A 15905-nucleotide genomic window follows, 5' to 3' on the forward strand; every position below is an offset into this window, starting at 1 on the left:
CAGGCGCGCCGCAGCGCGGCCAGCAGCTCGTCCCTTGAAGCTGGATTTGCGCCCGGGCCGCGCGGCCAGCTCGCGGCCAGCACCCCGGCGAACACGTCACCCGCGCCGGTGGTGTCCACCGCTGTGACCGCCGGTGCGGGTACGGCGAACTCGCCGTCTTCGCCGACGTAGCGCGCGCCGCGCGCGCCGAGGGTGATGACCAAGTGGGTTGGCCGCCACGGCCAGTCTTCGGCTTCGGCTTCGTTGGCGATCACCACGTCCGTGGCGGCCGCCAGTTCGGCCAGGCGGCTTTGGTCCTGGCCGGCGGGTGAGGCGTTGACCATGACCACCGCCCCCGTCGAGCGGGCTTCGCGCGCCGCCGCCACCGCCGCCGGCACCGGAATCTCCAACTGCGTCAACAGCACATCGCAGCCGGCGATCGCCCGGCAAGCGGTGGCGGCGGCCGGGGTCAGCCACCCATTGGCGCCTGGCGCCACCACGATGGTGTTCTCGGCGCCGGCATCGACCACGATGACCGCGGTACCGCTCGGTCCCGAAACCGCAACCGTCCCGTCGAGCCCTACGCCGTTGGCCCGCAGGTGAGCCCGCAACCGTGCGGCGGCCGTGTCGTCGCCGAACGCGCCGACGAACTGCACGCGCGCGCCCGCGCGCGCCGCTGCCACGGCCTGGTTGGCGCCCTTGCCGCCGGGGGCGGAGGTCAGCGACGAGGCCAAGACCGTCTCGCCCGGCCGCGGTAGGGCATCGACGTCGAACGTCAGGTCCATGTTCACGCTGCCGACCACGCAGACCCGTGTCATGACGCCGACGTTAGTCGTTCGGATTCGCGGCGGACGATGCCCGCCCGGAACGGCCAAAGATGACGATTCCGGCCGAACCGCAAACCCGGGTCGGGCATTTTGACGCTGATCCTTTTGCGGCAATCGCCAATATCGTGATGTCCGCGCGTTAGTCTGCTGCGTGATCGGTGCTTAATCCCGTCAGAGGGAGGGGGAAAGGCGAATGACGTTGACCGAGCTGAAAAAGGCCGAACCGGCGTCTGAAAACACGCCGGAAACCGCCCCGGAATCCGCCTCAACCGGAAAGACCGGCAAGCGCAAACGCCGGCCGCTGGTGTGGCACCGTTTCCGTTTCGGCATCCAGTCCAAGATCCTGGTGGCCATGCTCCTGTCGGGCATCCTGGGCGTGTCGGTGATCGGGCTCATCGGGGCGATATCCGGCCGCAACGCGTTGCGGCAAGTCGAATCCGAGCGGTTGATCGAGTTGCGCGAGTCGCAGACGAGGCAGATTCGGGCGCTGTTCAGGGAGGTGACGAATTCCCTCATCGTCTACAGCGGCGGCTTCAGCATCAACCAGGCCACTGCGGCGTTCACGACGGGCTTCAACCAATTGGGCAACGCGACGATCAACCCCGGTCAACAAGAGGCGCTCGTCGACTACTACGAGAACCAGATGATCGCACCGATCAAACGGGCGACCGGCGACGTCATCGATCTCAACGCGGTCCTGCCGAGTTCGCCGTCGCAGAAATACCTTCAGGCGTACTACACCGCGCCGCCGCGGCCGACCGCCGACTCGCTGCCCGTTGAGGACGCCGGCGACGGGAGCGCATGGTCGGCGGCCAACGCTCGTTTCGATTTCTACCTGCGCGGTATCGTCACCCGCTTCGATTACCGCGACGCGCTGCTGCTGGACATGCAGGGCAATGTCGTCTACTCGGTCAGGAAGGGGCCGGACCTCGGGACCAATATCCTCAACGGCCCGTATCGCGAATCAAATTTGAAAGACGCATACCAAAAGGCGCTGCGCTCCAACGACGTGGATTTCGTCTGGATCACCGACTTCCAGCCATATCAGCCGGCGCTCGATGCGCCCACGGCGTGGGTGGTCTCGCCGATCGGCATGAACGGCAAGATAGACGGTGTCATGGCCTTCCCGGTGCCGATCGCGAAGATCAACAACATCATGACCGCCAACAAGCACTGGGAAGCCGCGGGCATGGGATCCGCGACCGAGACGTATCTGGCGGGCCCCGACGACCTGATGCGTTCGGATTCACGGCTTTTCCTGGAAGATCCGCAGGAGTACCGGCGAGAGGCCATCGCCGCCGGCACCCCGCCCGACGTCGTGGAAAGGGCGATCCGGTTGGGTGGCACGACGCTGGTGCAGCCGGTTCCGACCGCGGGTCTCAAGGCCGCCCAGCGCGGGGAGACCGGGACCCGGAGCGCCACCGATTACACGGGCAACAAGGAATTGGAAGCCTATGCCCCACTGGACATTCCCAACTCCAACCTGCACTGGTCGATCCTGGCGACCCGGGACGACTCGGATGCTTTTGCGCGGCTGGGCAGGTTCAGCAAGACGCTCGTGATCGCGGTCACCGCGCTGGTCTTCGTCATCTGCGTGGCATCGATGCTCATCGCTCAGGCGGCGATGCGGCCGGTCCGGCGCCTTGAGGAGGGCACGCGCAAGATCAGCTCCGGCGACTACGACATCAACATCCCGGTGCTGGCACGCGACGAAATCGGCGATCTGACAGCGGCTTTCAATGAGATGAGCCGCAATCTCGGGATCAAGGAAGAGCTGCTCAACGAGCAGCGCAACGAAAACAATCGACTCCTGCTGGCGCTGATGCCGGAGTCGATCGTCCAACGGTATCGCGAGGGTGAGGCGACCATCGCGCAGAAGCACCAGGACGTCGCCATCCTCTTTGCCGACATCGCCGGGCTCGACGAGCTTTCCAACGACCTTCCGGGCGACGAACTGGTCGGGATCGTCGACGATCTGTTCCGGCAGTTCGATTCGGCGGCCGAAACCCTTGGCGTCGAACGGATTCGCACTTTCCACAATGGGTATCTCGCCACCTGCGGGGTGATCACGCCGCGGTTGGACAGCATTCACCGAACCGTTGACTTCGCCGTCGAGATGCGTCGCATCATCGAGCGGTTCAACAGCCAGACCGGCCACGAGTTGGGCGTTCGGGTCGGAATCAACACCGGCAACGTCATCAGCGGGCTGGTGGGCCGATCGAGCCTCGTCTACGACATGTGGGGTGCCGCGGTGAGCCTGGCCTACCAAATGCACAGGGGCACACCGCAGCCCGGCATCTATGTCAGCGCTGCGGTGTACGAGGCGATGCGCGACGTGCGGCAGTTCACGCCCGCCGGCACCATTTCGGTGGGCGGCGCCGATCAGGCCGTGTACCGGTTGTCGGAGCGATGATGAACGCGTGGCACTCCTCGTGGTTCTACTGGGCGATCGGCATCGCGGTCGGATTTCCGATCTGCTTGATTTTTCTTACCGAGCTGCACCACACGCTCGTCCGCCGGAATAGCCGCCTGGCCAGGCAGGTAGGCCTGCTGCGCAACTACCTGCTGCCCCTCGTTGCGCTCTTGCTGCTGCTCGTCAAGGCCTCGCAGATCCCCGCCGGGGACGTTCCGGTGCGGCTCCTCACCACGGTGTTCGGCTTCCTGGTGCTGGTGTTGTTGCTGTCTGGGCTCAACGCCACCGTGTTCGAAGGCGCGCCCGAGGAGAGCTGGCGCGCGCGCCTGCCCGCCATCTTTCTCGACGTTGCGCGTTTCGCGCTGATCGGCGTTGGCCTGGTTCTGATGCTGTCGTATATCTGGGGAGTCCGGGTCGGCGGCCTGTTCACCGCGCTGGGCGTCACATCGGTCGTCATCGGCCTGATGCTGCAGAACTCCGTCGGCCAGATCGTGTCGGGCTTGTTCATGCTGTTCGAGCAACCGTTCCGGATCAACGATTGGCTGGACACCGGGACGGCGCGGGGACGCGTTGTCGAGGTGAACTGGCGGGCCGTACATATCGACACCGGCAGCGGGATGCGGATCACGCCGAACTCGGTGCTGGCCACGACGGCGTTCACGAATCTCAGCCGCCCGGCGGGCACGCACAAACTGGCGATGACGACGACGTTTTCGGCCAGCGACCCGCCCGACCGGGTTTGCGCGATGCTGTCGCGCGTCGCTCTGGGGCTGCCGCAGCTCAAGGCCGACAGCGTGCCCCGTTCGGTACCCGTCGGCGCCGGTGAGTACCGCACCTCCCTCGGGCTGAGCTCACCCGCCGACGACGGCGCCGCGCGATCGACCTTCCTGCGCTGGATTTGGTACGCCGCGCGGCGGGAAGGGCTGCACCTCGACGACGCTGACGACGACTACTCGAACGCTGAACGGGTGGAGAAGGCGCTGCGCACGGTGGTGGCGCCGGCGTTGCGGCTGAACGCCGACGAGCAGCGGTCGTTGCATTCCTGCGCGAAACTCGTCCGATACGGTGCCGACGAGATCGTGGAGTACGCCGGTCAGATCCCTGGGGGCATGACCTTCTTGGTCGCCGGGCGCGTGCAGCTGACCGCGATGGCCGATGATGGGTCGGTGGTGCCGGTCTGCACCCTGGTCGAGGGCTCATTCTTGGGCCTGACCGCGCTGACGCGGCAGCCCAACACGGCCAGCGCGTACGCGCTCGAGGAGGTGACCGCGCTGGAGATCGATCGCGAACACGTCGAGCACCTGGTGATGCGTGAACCGTTGCTGCTACAGAACTTCGGCCACATCCTCGAAGAGCGGCAGAGTAAAGTGCGTCAGGCCCGGCGCGGTGAGCGCGTAGCCTGAGGCGCCGCCACCAGGCGTTCCCCCGGGGCAGCCTGACTTGACCGGGTAAGGACCGATACCCTGGGTAAATGAGTCTGCAAGCCCCAACGCGCCCGGACTTGCGCCGGGAGGTCCACAACGCCGCGCGTCGCGCCCGGGTCGCCGCCCGCGCGCTGGCGTTGTTGCCGACCGTCGCCAAGGACGCGGCGCTGCAGTCCGCGGCCGACGCTATAGGCGCCCATACCGAGCGCATCCTGGCGGCCAACGCCGAAGACCTCGACGCGGCCCGGGCCGCCGGCACACCGACCGCGATGCTCGACCGGTTGGCGCTGGACCCCATGGGCGTCGACGGAATCGCCGCCGGCCTGCGCCAGGTCGCCGGGTTGCCGGACCCGGTCGGCGAGGTGCTGCGCGGGTACACCCTGCCCAACGGGCTGCACCTGCGCCAGCAGCGGGTTCCGCTCGGGGTGGTCGGCATGATCTACGAGGGCCGGCCCAACGTCACCGTCGACGCATTCGGGTTGGCGCTCAAGTCCGGCAACGCGGTGCTACTGCGCGGCAGTTCGTCGGCGGCGAAGTCCAATCAGGCCCTCGTCGACGTGTTGCGCGGGTCGCTGATCAGCGAGGACCTGCCCGCCGACGCGGTTCAGCTCCTCTCGGCCGCCGATCGGTCCACGGTCACCCACCTGATCCAGGCGCGCGGACTGGTCGACGTGGTCATCCCGCGCGGGGGAGCGAGCCTGATCGACGCGGTGGTGCGCGACGCCCAGGTGCCCACCATCGAGACCGGGGTCGGCAACTGCCACGTGTACGTGCACGAGGCCGCCGACCTGGACGTGGCGGAACGGATCCTGCTGAACTCCAAGACCCGTCGGCCCAGTGTCTGTAACGCCGCCGAGACCCTGCTGGTCGATTCCGCGATCTCCGGGGAGGCCATGCCCAGGCTGCTCGGCGCCCTGCAGGATGCCGGGGTGACGGTTCACGGTGGTCTTCTTGAAGACCCCGACGAGTCCGACCTGCGCCGCGAATACCTGTCGATGGACATCGCGGTGGCGGTCGTCGACGGCGTCGACGCCGCGATCGCCCACATCAACGAGTACGGCACCGGACACACCGAGGCCATCGTGACGACGAATATGGCCGCGGCTCAACGGTTTAGCGACGGAGTCGACGCGGCCGCGGTGATGATCAACGCATCGACGGCGTTCACCGACGGCGAGCAGTTCGGTTTTGGCGCCGAGATCGGCATCTCCACGCAGAAGCTGCATGCGCGCGGCCCGATGGGGTTGCCGGAACTGACCTCGACCAAGTGGATCGCGTGGGGAGACGGGCAGATCCGCCCGGCCTGACGCCCCGAGGAGAAAGCTTTAGGAGAACTGAGATTGTGAGTGTGCCCGCCCGGCCGGCGCCGCTGTTCGCCGACATCGACGACGTCTCGCGGCGGTTGGCCGAGACCGGCTACCTGCCCGACACCGCAACCGCGACGGCGGTATTCCTGGCCGACCGGCTCGGCAAGCCGCTGCTGGTGGAGGGCCCGGCCGGCGTCGGCAAGACCGAGCTGGCCCGCGCCGTCGCCCAGGCCACCGGCTCGGGCCTGGTGCGCCTGCAGTGCTACGAGGGCGTCGACGAGGCCCGCGCGCTGTACGAGTGGAACCACGCCAAGCAGATCCTGCGCATCCAGGCCGGCTCGGGAGATTGGGACCAGACCAAGGACGACGTGTTCAGCGAGGAGTTCCTGCTGCAGCGTCCGCTGTTGACCGCCATCCGCCGCACCGAGCCGACGGTGCTGCTGATCGACGAGACCGACAAGGCCGACATCGAGATCGAGGGACTGCTGCTCGAGGTGCTGTCCGACTTCGCGGTGACCGTCCCCGAACTGGGCACAATCACCGCCGAGCGGACGCCGCTCGTGGTGCTGACCTCCAACGCCACCCGCGAGCTGTCCGAGGCGCTCAAGCGGCGCTGCCTGTTCCTGCACATCGACTTCCCCAGCCCCGACCTGGAGCGGCGCATCCTGTTGTCCCGGGTTCCCGAGCTGCCCGCGCACCTGGCCGAGGAACTGGTGCGCATCATCGGTGTGCTGCGCGGGATGCAACTGAAGAAGGTGCCGTCCATCGCCGAGACGATCGACTGGGGCCGCACCCTGCTCGCGCTGGGCCTGGACACCATCGACGACGCGGTGGTCGCCCAGACACTCGGCGTGGTCCTCAAACATCAATCCGACCAGCAACGCGCCAGCGGCGAGCTCCGGCTGAATTGATGGCCGCCCGCCGCATCCGTCCCAGCCGCCCGCTCGCCCCGCACGGGCTGCCGGGCCACCTGGTTGGTTTCGTGGAAGCACTTCGCGCGCAAGGGATTTCGGTGGGGCCCTCGGAGACGGTGGACGCCGGGCGGGTGATGGCGACCCTCGGCCTGGCCGATCGTGAGGTGCTGCGGGAGGGGATCGCCTGCGCGGTGCTGCGCCGCCCCGATCACCGCGAGACCTACGACGCCATGTTCGACCTGTGGTTTCCCGCCGCCCTCGGCGCAAGGGCGGTAGTCGCTGAAGGCGGGGAGCTCGGCGAGGCGCAGGACGACTCCCTGCCGCCCGACGACGTCGAGGCGATGCGCCAGATGCTGCTGGACCTGCTCGCCGAAAACCCCGAGCTGGCCGACATGGACGAGCGCCTCGTCGCGATGATCGCGCGGATCGTGGAGGCCTACGGCAAATACAGTTCCAGCCGCGGCCCGTCGTTCTCGTCGTATCAGGCGCTCAAGGCGATGGCGCTGGACGAATTGGAGGGCAAGCTGTTGGCGGGACTGCTCGCCCCGTATGGTGACGAGCCCACCCCCACGCAGGAGCAGATCGCCAAAGCGCTGGCGGCCCAGCGCATTACTCAGCTGCGCAAGATGGTCGACGCCGAGACCAAGCGGCGCACCGCCGAGCAGCTCGGCCGCGATCACGTCCAGATGTACGGCATCCCACAGCTTTCGGAGAACGTCGAGTTCCTGCGCGCCTCCGGCGAACAGTTGCGTCAGATGCAGCGGGTCGTGGCGCCGCTCGCCCGCACCCTGGCGACCCGGCTGGCGGCGCGCCGGCGGCGCTCCCGAGCGGGGACGATCGACCTGCGCAAGACGCTGCGCAAGTCCATGTCCACCGGCGGGGTGCCGATCGACGTCGTGCTGGCCAAACCCCGTCCCGCGCGGCCGGAACTGGTTGTGCTGTGCGACGTTTCGGGTTCGGTCGCCGGGTTCAGCCACTTCACGCTGCTGCTGGTGCACGCCCTGCGGCAGCAGTTTTCGCGGGTCCGTGTGTTCGCGTTCATCGACACGACCGGTGAGGTGACCCACATGTTCGGTCCGGAGGCCGACCTGGCCGTGGCGATCCAGCGGATCACCCGGGAGGCCGGTGTGTACAGCCGCGACGGGCACTCCGACTACTGCAACGCGTTCGTCTCGTTCCTGCAGGCTCACCCGAACGCGCTGTCGCCGCGCAGTTCGTTGCTGGTGCTCGGCGACGGGCGCACCAACTACCGCGACCCGGCCATCGACGTACTGGTCGACATGGTGACCGCCAGCCGCCACGCGCACTGGCTCAACCCCGAACCCAAGCACCTCTGGGGCAGCGGCGACTCGGCGGTGCCGCGCTACCAAGAGGTCATCAGGATGCACGAATGCCGGTCCGCCAAGCAGTTGGCGGCGGTGATCGACCAGTTGCTTCCGGTGTGATGTCCGGCCAGCGTGCGTGTCAGTACGGCGACACGCCGCTGTAGCCGTACAAATACGCACCGTCGCGCAGGCGTGGGCGTGGCGCGCGCACGATCGGAGCCGGATCAGGCCAGTAACTCGACGTCGACTTCGAGCTTGCGATAGACCTCCAGGGCGCGCCGGTCGCGCGTCACGAGCGTGAGCCGATGCTCATTCGCGGTCGCGCCGACAAGCGCGTCGTAGACCGAGCCGCCGGCAATCCCGGTCGCTCCGAGCAGCGCTACCAGCGATGCCGCGGCGCGAGCTCCGAGGAATCTGGTCTCGGGGAACGTGTTTGCGAGCAGCTGCGTGATCGTCGCGGGAGTCCTACGGGCCGGCGGCGGTAAGCGGGTCAGTACCGAGAAGGTCTCGAATGTGGCGTGGCCGGCCAGGCCGAGGGTCCGGCCGCGCAGCGCCTGGAAGGTGTCCTCGTGATGATCGTGATCCGCAACCACAAGTGCGACGGCGACGCTGGTGTCGACGAGAACCGCGGCTGTTCTAGCGCTGGCCGGCATCGCGCAATGCCTGCACGACCGCGTCGTTGACCGGGGCTCCGCCAGCAGGTATGACAAAGCGCCCGTCTCGCTCTTCGAGAGAGCCACCGGCGATTGGCTCGACTCGCAGGCCCGCGCCGTCGGCCGTCACCTCGACTTCACCGGGTTGAAGCCCAAGATGGTCACGCAGCACCTTTGGAATAACCAATCGACCTGCCCGATCAATGGTTGCCCGCATGCCTAGACATTACCATTATGCTGCTGACGTCACCCGAGCCGCACGTCGACGCTCAAGTAAGCTGGCACATCGTGCAAAAGCAGCTTCGCAGGTTGGGAGTGATGGGTGGGACGTTCGATCCCATCCATCACGGCCACCTGGTGGCCGCCAGCGAGGTCGCCGACCTGTTCGACCTCGACCAGGTCGTGTTCGTGCCCAGCGGTCAGCCCTGGCAGAAGAGCCGGCACGTCTCCGCCGCCGAGGACCGTTATCTGATGACGGTGATCGCCACCGCGTCCAATCCGCGGTTTTCGGTGAGCCGGGTCGACATCGACCGCGGCGGTCCCACCTACACCAGGGACACGCTCGAGGACCTGCACGCCCTGAACCCCGAATCGCAGCTGTACTTCATTACGGGCGCGGACGCGCTGGAGTCGATTCTGTCGTGGCAAGGCTGGGAGGAGCTGTTTGGGTTGGCGCGCTTCATCGGCGTCAGCCGGCCCGGATATGAGCTGCGCCGCGAACACATCACCGGCGTTCTGGGCGAGCTGACCGAGGATGCGCTGAGCCTCGTCGAGGTCCCGGCGCTGGCGATCTCGTCGACCGACTGCCGCCGGCGCGCCGAGGAGGGCCGTCCCCTGTGGTACCTGATGCCCGACGGTGTCGTGCAGTACGTTTCGAAGCGCCGGCTGTACCGCTCAAACGAAGGAACCGGGCGCCCGAGGACATTGGCGGCGGGAAACAACACATGAACGCCACCCGGGAAGCCATCGACATGGCGACCGTGGCGGCCAGCGCGGCCGCCTCGAAACTGGCCGAGGACGTGGTCGTCATCGACGTCTCGGGCCAGCTGGTCATCACGGACTGCTTCGTCATCGCCTCGGCGTCCAACGAGCGGCAGGTCAACGCGATCGTCGACGAGGTCGAGGAGAAGATGCGCAAGGCCGGCTACCGGCCGGCGCGGCGTGAGGGTGCCCGGGAAGGGCGCTGGACGCTGCTCGATTACCGCGACATCGTCGTGCACATCCAGCATCAGGACGACCGCAACTTCTACGCGCTGGACCGGCTGTGGGGTGACTGCCCGGTGGTGCCGGTGGACCTGGACGAGCCGGCCGGTCGGGACGAGCGGGCCGGGGACCCCGACGACACGGCGAGCGCGCAATGAGGATCCGCCGTCTGGTGATGTTGCGGCACGGGCAGACCGATTTCAATCTCGGCAGCCGGATGCAGGGCCAGCTGGACACCCAGCTCAGCGACCTGGGCCGCGCGCAGGCGGTCGCAGCCGCCGAGGTGCTGGGCAAGCTGCAGCCGCTGCTGATCGTCTCGTCCGATCTGCGGCGCGCGTACGACACGGCGGTCAAGCTGGGGGAGCGCACGGGGCTGAAGGTCTGGGTGGACGACCGGCTGCGCGAGACCCATCTGGGTGACTGGCAGGGGCTGACGCACGCCCAGATCGACGCCGAGGTGCCGGGCGCGCGGCTGGCGTGGCGCGAAGACGCGACGTGGGCGCCGCATGGCGGCGAAAGCCGGGTCGACGTGGCCGCCCGCAGCCTGCCACTGATCGCCGAACTGGTGTCCCGCGAGCCGGAATGGGGCGACCCGAACCAACCCGATCGGCCGGTCGTGCTGGTGGCCCACGGCGGGCTGATCGCGGCGTTGTCGGCTGCGCTGCTGAGGCTTCCGGTCGTCAACTGGCCGGTTCTGGGCGGGATGGGCAATGCCAGCTGGGTGCAGTTGTCGGGCCACTCCGACGGTGACGGCGCCGATTTCGATGCCATCCGCTGGCGCCTCGATGTGTGGAACGCTTCTGCGCAGGTTGCCAACGATGTCCTCTGACCCTTCCCACAAGCATGGGCCCACCCTGCTGGTGTTCGCGGATTCGCTTTCCTATTACGGGCCCACCGGGGGGCTGCCCGCCGACGATCCGCGCATCTGGCCCAATATCGTTGCGTCGCAACTAGGTTGGGATGTGGAGCTGATCGGTCGCATCGGCTGGACCTGCCGCGACGTGTGGTGGGCGGCGACGCAGGACCCGCGGGCCTGGGCGGCGCTGCCCCGGGCGGGCGCGGTGATCTTCGCGACCGCCGGGATGGATTCGCTGCCCTCGGTGCTGCCGACCGCGGTGCGCGAGCTGATCCGCTATGTGCGGCCGCCGTGGCTGCGGCGCTGGGTCCGCGACGGCTACGCGTGGCTGCAACCCAGGCTCTCGCCGGTGGCCCGGTCGGCGTTGCCGCCGCATTTGAGCGCCGAATACCTCGAACAGACGCGCGGCGCAATCGATTTCAACCGCCCCGGCATCCCGATCGTGGCGTCGTTGCCGTCGGTGCATATCGCCGAGACCTACGGCAAGGCTCACCATGGGCGCCCGGGGACGGTGGCCGCGATCACGGAATGGGCGGAGCAACACGATGTTCCCTTGGTGGATCTCAAAGCCGCTGTGGCCGAACAGGTCATGACCGGGCGCGGCAATCCCGACGGCATCCACTGGAATTTCGAAGCCCACCAGGCGGTCGCGGAGCTGATGCTCAAGGCCCTGGCCGAAGCCTTGCAGACAGCTAAAGTGCCCCAAGAGAAACCGCGCGGGTAGCGCCATGACCGTCGTGGTGGTGACCGATGGGTCGTCGCGCCTGCCCGCCGATCTGCTCGACAAGTGGTCGATACGCATCGTTCCGTTGCACATCTTGCTCGACGGCCGCGACCTGCGCGACGGCGTGGACGACATCCCCGACGACATCTACAAGCAGCACGCGACCACCGCGGCGGCCACCCCGGCCGAACTGGCCCACGCCTACCAGCAGGCGCTGGCCGACAGCGGCGGCGATGGTGTGGTGGCGGTGCACCTTTCCTCGGCGTTGTCCGGAACCTACGGCGCCGCCCAGCGGACCGCGGCCGACCTCGACCCGCACGTGCGCGTCGTCGACTCGCGGTCGGCCGCGATGGGAACCGGGTTCGTGGCGTTGGCCGCCGCGCGCGTGGCGGCCAACAGCGGCGACCTGGACGCCGTCGCTGGCGCCGCGAGTTCGGCCGTGTCGCGTGGCCACGCGTTCGTGGTGGTGCACCGGCTGGACAACCTGCGCCGCAGCGGGCGGATCGGCGGGGCCAAGGCGTGGCTGGGAACCGCCCTGGCGCTCAAGCCGCTGTTGCGCATCGATGACGGCAAACTCGTTCTGGCCCAACGGGTGCGCACCGTCACCCACGCGACCGCGGCGATGATCGACCGGGTCTGCGAGGTCGTGGGCGACGGCTCCGCGGCCCTGGCGGTGCACCATGTGGCCAACCCGGAGGGCGCGAACGAGGTGGCGGCGGCGCTGGCGCAGCGGCTACCGGCGTGCGAGCCGGCGATGGTCAGCCCGTTGGGGCCGGTGCTCGGGCTGCATGTCGGCGCGGGGGCCGTCGCGGTGTGTCTGGAACTACCAGAAACCTAGGCCCGCTTAGGCGCGCAGGGCCCGAACGGCATTGTCACCGCGCGGGTGGACGACCTGCGGCCACCAGAACCAGCGCCCGAGCAGGACGGCGATCGACGGCATCAGCAGCGTGCGCACGATCAGCGTGTCGAGCAGCAGGCCGATGCACACGGTTGACCCGAACTGACCGAGCACGCGCAGTTCGCTGCCCAGCATGGAAGCCATGGTGAAGGCGAACACCAGGCCCGCCGCCGTCACGACCCCGCCCGTGCCGGCCATCGACCGGATGATCCCCGTCTTGAGCCCGCCATGGATCTCTTCCCTGAACCGGGACACCAGCAGCAGGTTGTAGTCGGAGCCGACGGCCAACAGGATGATGACGGACAGCGCCATGACGATCCAGTGGATCTTGATGCCGAAGAGGTCCTGCCAGATGAGCACGGACAGCCCGAAGGACGCGGCGATCGAGCTGGCGGCGGTCCCGACGATCACCAGCGCGGCCACCACGCTTCGGGTGAGCAGCAACATGATCATGAAGATCAGCGTGAGCGCCGAGACCACCGCGATCATCAGGTCAAATTTGGCGCCGTCGTGCATGTCCTTGAAGGTCGCGGCGGTACCGCCGAGATAAATCTTGGCGTCCGAGAGGGAGGACATCTTCACCCCCTCCTGGGCGGCGGTGCGCTCGGAATCGACACGCGAGATGCCTTCCGGCGTCATGGGATCGCCCTGGTGGGTGATGAAGAAGCGCGCCGACTTGCCGTCCGGCGACAGGAACATGCGCAGCCCCGTCTGGAAGTCCGGGTTGTCGAAGGCCTCCGGCGGCAGGTAGAAGAAGTCGTCATTCTTGGAGGCGTCGAAGCTCTGCCCCATGACGACTGCGGTGTTGCTCATGGCCTCTATCTGGTTGATCATCGCCGAGAACGTCTGGTACAGCGTCAACGTGATGCCCTTGGTGGCCTTCAGCGTCGCAATCAGCGTGGGGAACAGCGTCATCAGCTCGTGCGTGGCCGAGGCGGTGTGCTGGATGTCCGCCGTGAGTTCGTGGAACTTCTCGGCAAGCTGGTCGAACCCGTCCAATGAGTCGAACAGCGCCCGAGTTGACCAACAGATGGGAACGTCGTAGCAGTGCCTCTCCCAATAGAAGAGACTGCGTATCGGCCGCCAGAAGTCGTCGAAATCCGCGATGTGGTTCCGCAACGTATCGGTGATTTCCGATGTTTCAGCCGTGGTCCGTGCGCTGTCGTCAGCAGCCTTGGAAAGGTCTTGCGTTATCGCGTACTGGCGTTCCGTGACGTCGATGTTGACCTGCAGCTGGTCGGCCAACTTGAGGATGTCGGCCATGCGCTCCTTGAGGAAATCCATGTTCTGCATGGTCGTCTGGCTTTGCATGCTGTTCTGGAACGGAATGGAGCTGTGTTGAATCGGAATGCCCAGCGGCCTGGTGATGTCCTGGATCATCGCGATGCCCAGCGTCCGGATGACGTTCTTCGCCACCTTGTCCAACACCAGCATGTCGGCCGGGTTTCGCATGTCGTGGTCCGCCTCGACCATCAGCATGTCCGGGTTCATCCGAGCCTGAGAGAAATGCCGGTCCGCGGCCGCGTATCCCACATTCGCCGGGGCGCTGGTAGGCAGGTAATAGCGGTCGTTGTAGCTCGTGACATAGCTCGGCAGGGCGACCATGCCGACGAGAACGACGGCGGCACTGACGGCCAGAATCGGTGCGGGCCAACGCACCACCGCGGTGCCGACACGTCGCCACAGCGTGCCCCTGACAGCCCGCTTGCGTTCGAAAAGCCCAATCTTGCTCCCCACGAAGATCACCGCGGGACCCAGGCTGAGGCCGGCCAAGACGACGACCACCATTCCGATCGCGACGGGCGCGCCCATCGTGTTGAACCAGGGCAGACGCGCGAAGCTCAGGCAGTACGTCGCTCCCGCAATGGTGAGACCCGATCCCAGCACAACTGGAGCCACGCTGCGAAAGGTGGTGTAGTACGCCGTTTCCCGGTCTTCGCCCGCCGCGCGTGCCTCTTGGTAGCGGCCCACCAGGAAGATGCCGTAATCCGTCCCGGCGGCGATCGCCAGCATCGTGAGGATATTCGCGGCGAAGGTCGTGAGGCCGAAGACGTTGTTGTACCCGAGAACCGCGATCACTCCGCGCGCGGACGAGAGCGCAATGCCGGTCATGAACAGCTGGACCAGTGTGGTCACGATGGAGCGATAGACCAGCAGCAGCATGATCGCGATCGCGCCCAAGGTGAACAGGGTTATCTTGGCCAGGCTGGCGTTGCCGATGATGTGCATGTCATCGGACAGGGCCGCCGGACCGGTGACGTAGGCCTTGACACCGGGCGGCGGCTGGTTCCGCTCGATCACCTTGCGGACGGCGTCGACGGAATCATTGGCCAGCGTCGTGCCCTGGTTGCCGGCCAGGTTCAACATGACGTACGAGGCCTTGCCGTCCCCGCTTTGGGCTCCCGCCGCGGTCAGCCGGTCCCCCCAAAAGTCCTGGATATGCTGAATGTGCTTGGGATCCTCGCGCAGCAGGCGAATCACGTTGTCGTAGTAATGGTGCGCGTCCTCGCCGAGGGGTTGCTGGCCCTCCAGGACGATCATGACGGTGCTGTTGGAATCGAATTCCTTGAAGTTATGACCCAGCCGCATCATCGCCTTCATCGACGGCGCGTCCAGCGGCGCCATCGGCGCCGAGTGCTGCTCGCCGACGACTTCCAGCGGCGGAACGACGACATTCACCAGAACCGTGACGAACACCCAGCCCAGGATGATCGGCACCGCGAACCAGCGGATCATGTGCGGGATCAGCGGCCAATGCCCGCGCGGGGGGCGCCCGGCCTTCTGGACCCTGATCGGGCCGGTGGCGTCGGTGCCAGCGGTGTCCGGGTGGCTCTTGCTGTTCAGCTCGCTCATGCGGACTTCACCAGGCAGAAGGTCTGGGCGTTGTGGCCATCAGAGTTCTGCTGTTCCCTGACGACTCCGTCCACGGTGATCTTGCAGCTGATTTGGTTGCCGTCGCTTTGCGCCACGATGTTGGCGCTCACCGCGGGCAGTGTGGTCGAGATCGCGAACGACCATGGCAGCGGGGCCCCATTGACCTGGTGGGTATTGGCGTTTTCGTCCCAGTAGTTGATGTTTGCCGTGGTCCCGGCGGCACCGGAAACCTCGTAGACTACGACCTTCGGGTTGAACTGGACGATCTCGATGCCGGCGCCGGCATTCGCGTTGAGATCCTGCGAGCCGAAGATTTTGTGCAGCCGCGACACGACCAGCGCGGATACCGCCAGAACGACCACCAACAGCAGAGGTATCCATGCCCGCTTGACGGCGCGGATTATGACACCGGTATTTGGTCTCGCCACCTGACCGCCTTCCGCTCACCGCCGTCGCCGACAACGCCAGTTGTCGATAGAACCTTTGCTCAGCTAAGAATCGTAAACCT

At 66.9% G+C, this 15905-nt stretch carries 15 protein-coding genes; 10 read left to right on the plus strand and 5 right to left on the minus strand.

Annotation, left to right across the window (positions count from 1 at the left end):
- Positions 1 to 797: PfkB family carbohydrate kinase (locus JWP83_RS22620; protein ID WP_297735094.1), on the minus strand; the 797-nt coding region annotated here is incomplete at its 3' end.
- 202 nt (positions 798 to 999) lie between these two features.
- On the opposite strand from JWP83_RS22620, the gene JWP83_RS22625 reads away from it, so the two are divergent.
- The 5 genes from JWP83_RS22625 (at position 1000) to JWP83_RS22645 (ending at position 8309) form a co-directional block, all read left to right on the plus strand.
- Positions 1000 to 3219 (plus strand): adenylate/guanylate cyclase domain-containing protein, encoded by a 2220-nt coding sequence (locus JWP83_RS22625; protein ID WP_297735097.1) that lies wholly within the window; start codon positions 1000 to 1002, stop codon positions 3217 to 3219.
- Positions 3219 to 4622: a mechanosensitive ion channel domain-containing protein gene (locus JWP83_RS22630; RefSeq protein ID WP_297735099.1), complete on the plus strand. Its 1404-nt coding sequence runs from the start codon at positions 3219 to 3221 to the stop codon at positions 4620 to 4622. Before JWP83_RS22625 ends, JWP83_RS22630 begins: the two co-directional genes overlap by 1 nt.
- Before the next feature lie 68 nt (positions 4623 to 4690).
- Entirely contained in the window at positions 4691 to 5950 is a 1260-nt protein-coding gene (locus tag JWP83_RS22635; protein WP_297735102.1) for a glutamate-5-semialdehyde dehydrogenase, read from the plus strand.
- Between the two features lie 35 nt (positions 5951 to 5985).
- On the plus strand, positions 5986 to 6861 hold the full coding sequence (locus JWP83_RS22640) for a MoxR family ATPase (RefSeq protein WP_297735105.1): 876 nt from the start codon (positions 5986 to 5988) through the stop codon (positions 6859 to 6861).
- Positions 6861 to 8309 carry a VWA domain-containing protein gene (locus tag JWP83_RS22645; RefSeq protein ID WP_297735108.1) on the plus strand — a complete coding sequence of 483 codons (1449 nt, stop codon included), beginning with the start codon at positions 6861 to 6863 and terminating at the stop codon, positions 8307 to 8309. Before JWP83_RS22640 ends, JWP83_RS22645 begins: the two co-directional genes overlap by 1 nt.
- A 104-nt stretch (positions 8310 to 8413) precedes the next feature.
- Here JWP83_RS22645 and JWP83_RS22650 read toward each other — a convergent pair whose 3' ends face one another.
- Both JWP83_RS22650 and JWP83_RS22655 read right to left on the minus strand, forming a co-directional pair.
- Positions 8414 to 8842 carry a type II toxin-antitoxin system VapC family toxin gene (locus JWP83_RS22650; protein WP_297735112.1) on the minus strand — a complete coding sequence of 143 codons (429 nt, stop codon included), beginning with the start codon at positions 8840 to 8842 and terminating at the stop codon, positions 8414 to 8416.
- A complete protein-coding gene (locus tag JWP83_RS22655; RefSeq protein WP_297735114.1) occupies positions 8826 to 9059 on the minus strand; it encodes an AbrB/MazE/SpoVT family DNA-binding domain-containing protein in 234 nt (77 codons plus the stop codon). Before JWP83_RS22655 ends, JWP83_RS22650 begins: the two co-directional genes overlap by 17 nt.
- A gap of 71 nt (positions 9060 to 9130) precedes the next feature.
- On the opposite strand from JWP83_RS22655, the gene nadD reads away from it, so the two are divergent.
- The 5 genes from nadD to JWP83_RS22680 are packed head-to-tail and all read left to right on the plus strand — an operon-like array spanning position 9131 to position 12463.
- The gene (gene nadD, locus JWP83_RS22660) at positions 9131 to 9790 is read left to right on the plus strand and encodes a nicotinate-nucleotide adenylyltransferase (protein ID WP_297735165.1); all 660 of its coding nucleotides are present in this window, start codon (positions 9131 to 9133) and stop codon (positions 9788 to 9790) included.
- Entirely contained in the window at positions 9787 to 10203 is a 417-nt protein-coding gene (gene rsfS, locus JWP83_RS22665) for a ribosome silencing factor (RefSeq protein WP_297735117.1), read from the plus strand. Before nadD ends, rsfS begins: the two co-directional genes overlap by 4 nt.
- Positions 10200 to 10874: a glucosyl-3-phosphoglycerate phosphatase gene (gene gpgP, locus JWP83_RS22670; RefSeq protein ID WP_297735120.1), complete on the plus strand. Its 675-nt coding sequence runs from the start codon at positions 10200 to 10202 to the stop codon at positions 10872 to 10874. Before rsfS ends, gpgP begins: the two co-directional genes overlap by 4 nt.
- A complete protein-coding gene (octT, locus tag JWP83_RS22675; RefSeq protein ID WP_297735123.1) occupies positions 10864 to 11625 on the plus strand; it encodes a diglucosylglycerate octanoyltransferase in 762 nt (253 codons plus the stop codon). Before gpgP ends, octT begins: the two co-directional genes overlap by 11 nt.
- A 4-nt stretch (positions 11626 to 11629) precedes the next feature.
- Positions 11630 to 12463: a DegV family protein gene (locus JWP83_RS22680; RefSeq protein WP_297735126.1), complete on the plus strand. Its 834-nt coding sequence runs from the start codon at positions 11630 to 11632 to the stop codon at positions 12461 to 12463.
- 6 nt (positions 12464 to 12469) lie between these two features.
- On the opposite strand, the gene JWP83_RS22685 is transcribed toward JWP83_RS22680, so the two are convergent.
- Together JWP83_RS22685 and JWP83_RS22690 are read right to left on the minus strand one after the other, a co-directional pair.
- Entirely contained in the window at positions 12470 to 15376 is a 2907-nt protein-coding gene (locus JWP83_RS22685) for an RND family transporter (RefSeq protein ID WP_297735129.1), read from the minus strand.
- Positions 15373 to 15801: an MmpS family transport accessory protein gene (locus tag JWP83_RS22690; RefSeq protein WP_297735168.1), complete on the minus strand. Its 429-nt coding sequence runs from the start codon at positions 15799 to 15801 to the stop codon at positions 15373 to 15375. Before JWP83_RS22690 ends, JWP83_RS22685 begins: the two co-directional genes overlap by 4 nt.
- Positions 15802 to 15905: the final 104 nt, after the last annotated feature.

Source organism: Mycobacterium sp., from assembly GCF_025965855.1.
In the GTDB taxonomy this organism is placed as follows: Bacteria; Actinomycetota; Actinomycetes; order Mycobacteriales; family Mycobacteriaceae; genus Mycobacterium.

Bases quoted from the DNA above. Each gene is read 5' to 3' on its own strand.
- rsfS (WP_297735117.1), top strand. From the start codon at position 9,787: ATGAACGCCACCCGGGAAGCCATCGACATGGCGACCGTGGCGGCCAGC.
- JWP83_RS22635 (WP_297735102.1), top strand. From the start codon at position 4,691: ATGAGTCTGCAAGCCCCAACGCGCCCGGACTTGCGCCGGGAGGTCCAC.
- JWP83_RS22655 (WP_297735114.1), bottom strand. From the start codon at position 9,059: ATGCGGGCAACCATTGATCGGGCAGGTCGATTGGTTATTCCAAAGGTG.
- JWP83_RS22645 (WP_297735108.1), top strand. From the start codon at position 6,861: ATGGCCGCCCGCCGCATCCGTCCCAGCCGCCCGCTCGCCCCGCACGGG.
- octT (WP_297735123.1), top strand. From the start codon at position 10,864: ATGTCCTCTGACCCTTCCCACAAGCATGGGCCCACCCTGCTGGTGTTC.
- JWP83_RS22680 (WP_297735126.1), top strand. From the start codon at position 11,630: ATGACCGTCGTGGTGGTGACCGATGGGTCGTCGCGCCTGCCCGCCGAT.
- JWP83_RS22685 (WP_297735129.1), bottom strand. From the start codon at position 15,376: ATGAGCGAGCTGAACAGCAAGAGCCACCCGGACACCGCTGGCACCGAC.
- JWP83_RS22650 (WP_297735112.1), bottom strand. From the start codon at position 8,842: ATGCCGGCCAGCGCTAGAACAGCCGCGGTTCTCGTCGACACCAGCGTC.
- gpgP (WP_297735120.1), top strand. From the start codon at position 10,200: ATGAGGATCCGCCGTCTGGTGATGTTGCGGCACGGGCAGACCGATTTC.
- JWP83_RS22630 (WP_297735099.1), top strand. From the start codon at position 3,219: ATGAACGCGTGGCACTCCTCGTGGTTCTACTGGGCGATCGGCATCGCG.
- JWP83_RS22625 (WP_297735097.1), top strand. From the start codon at position 1,000: ATGACGTTGACCGAGCTGAAAAAGGCCGAACCGGCGTCTGAAAACACG.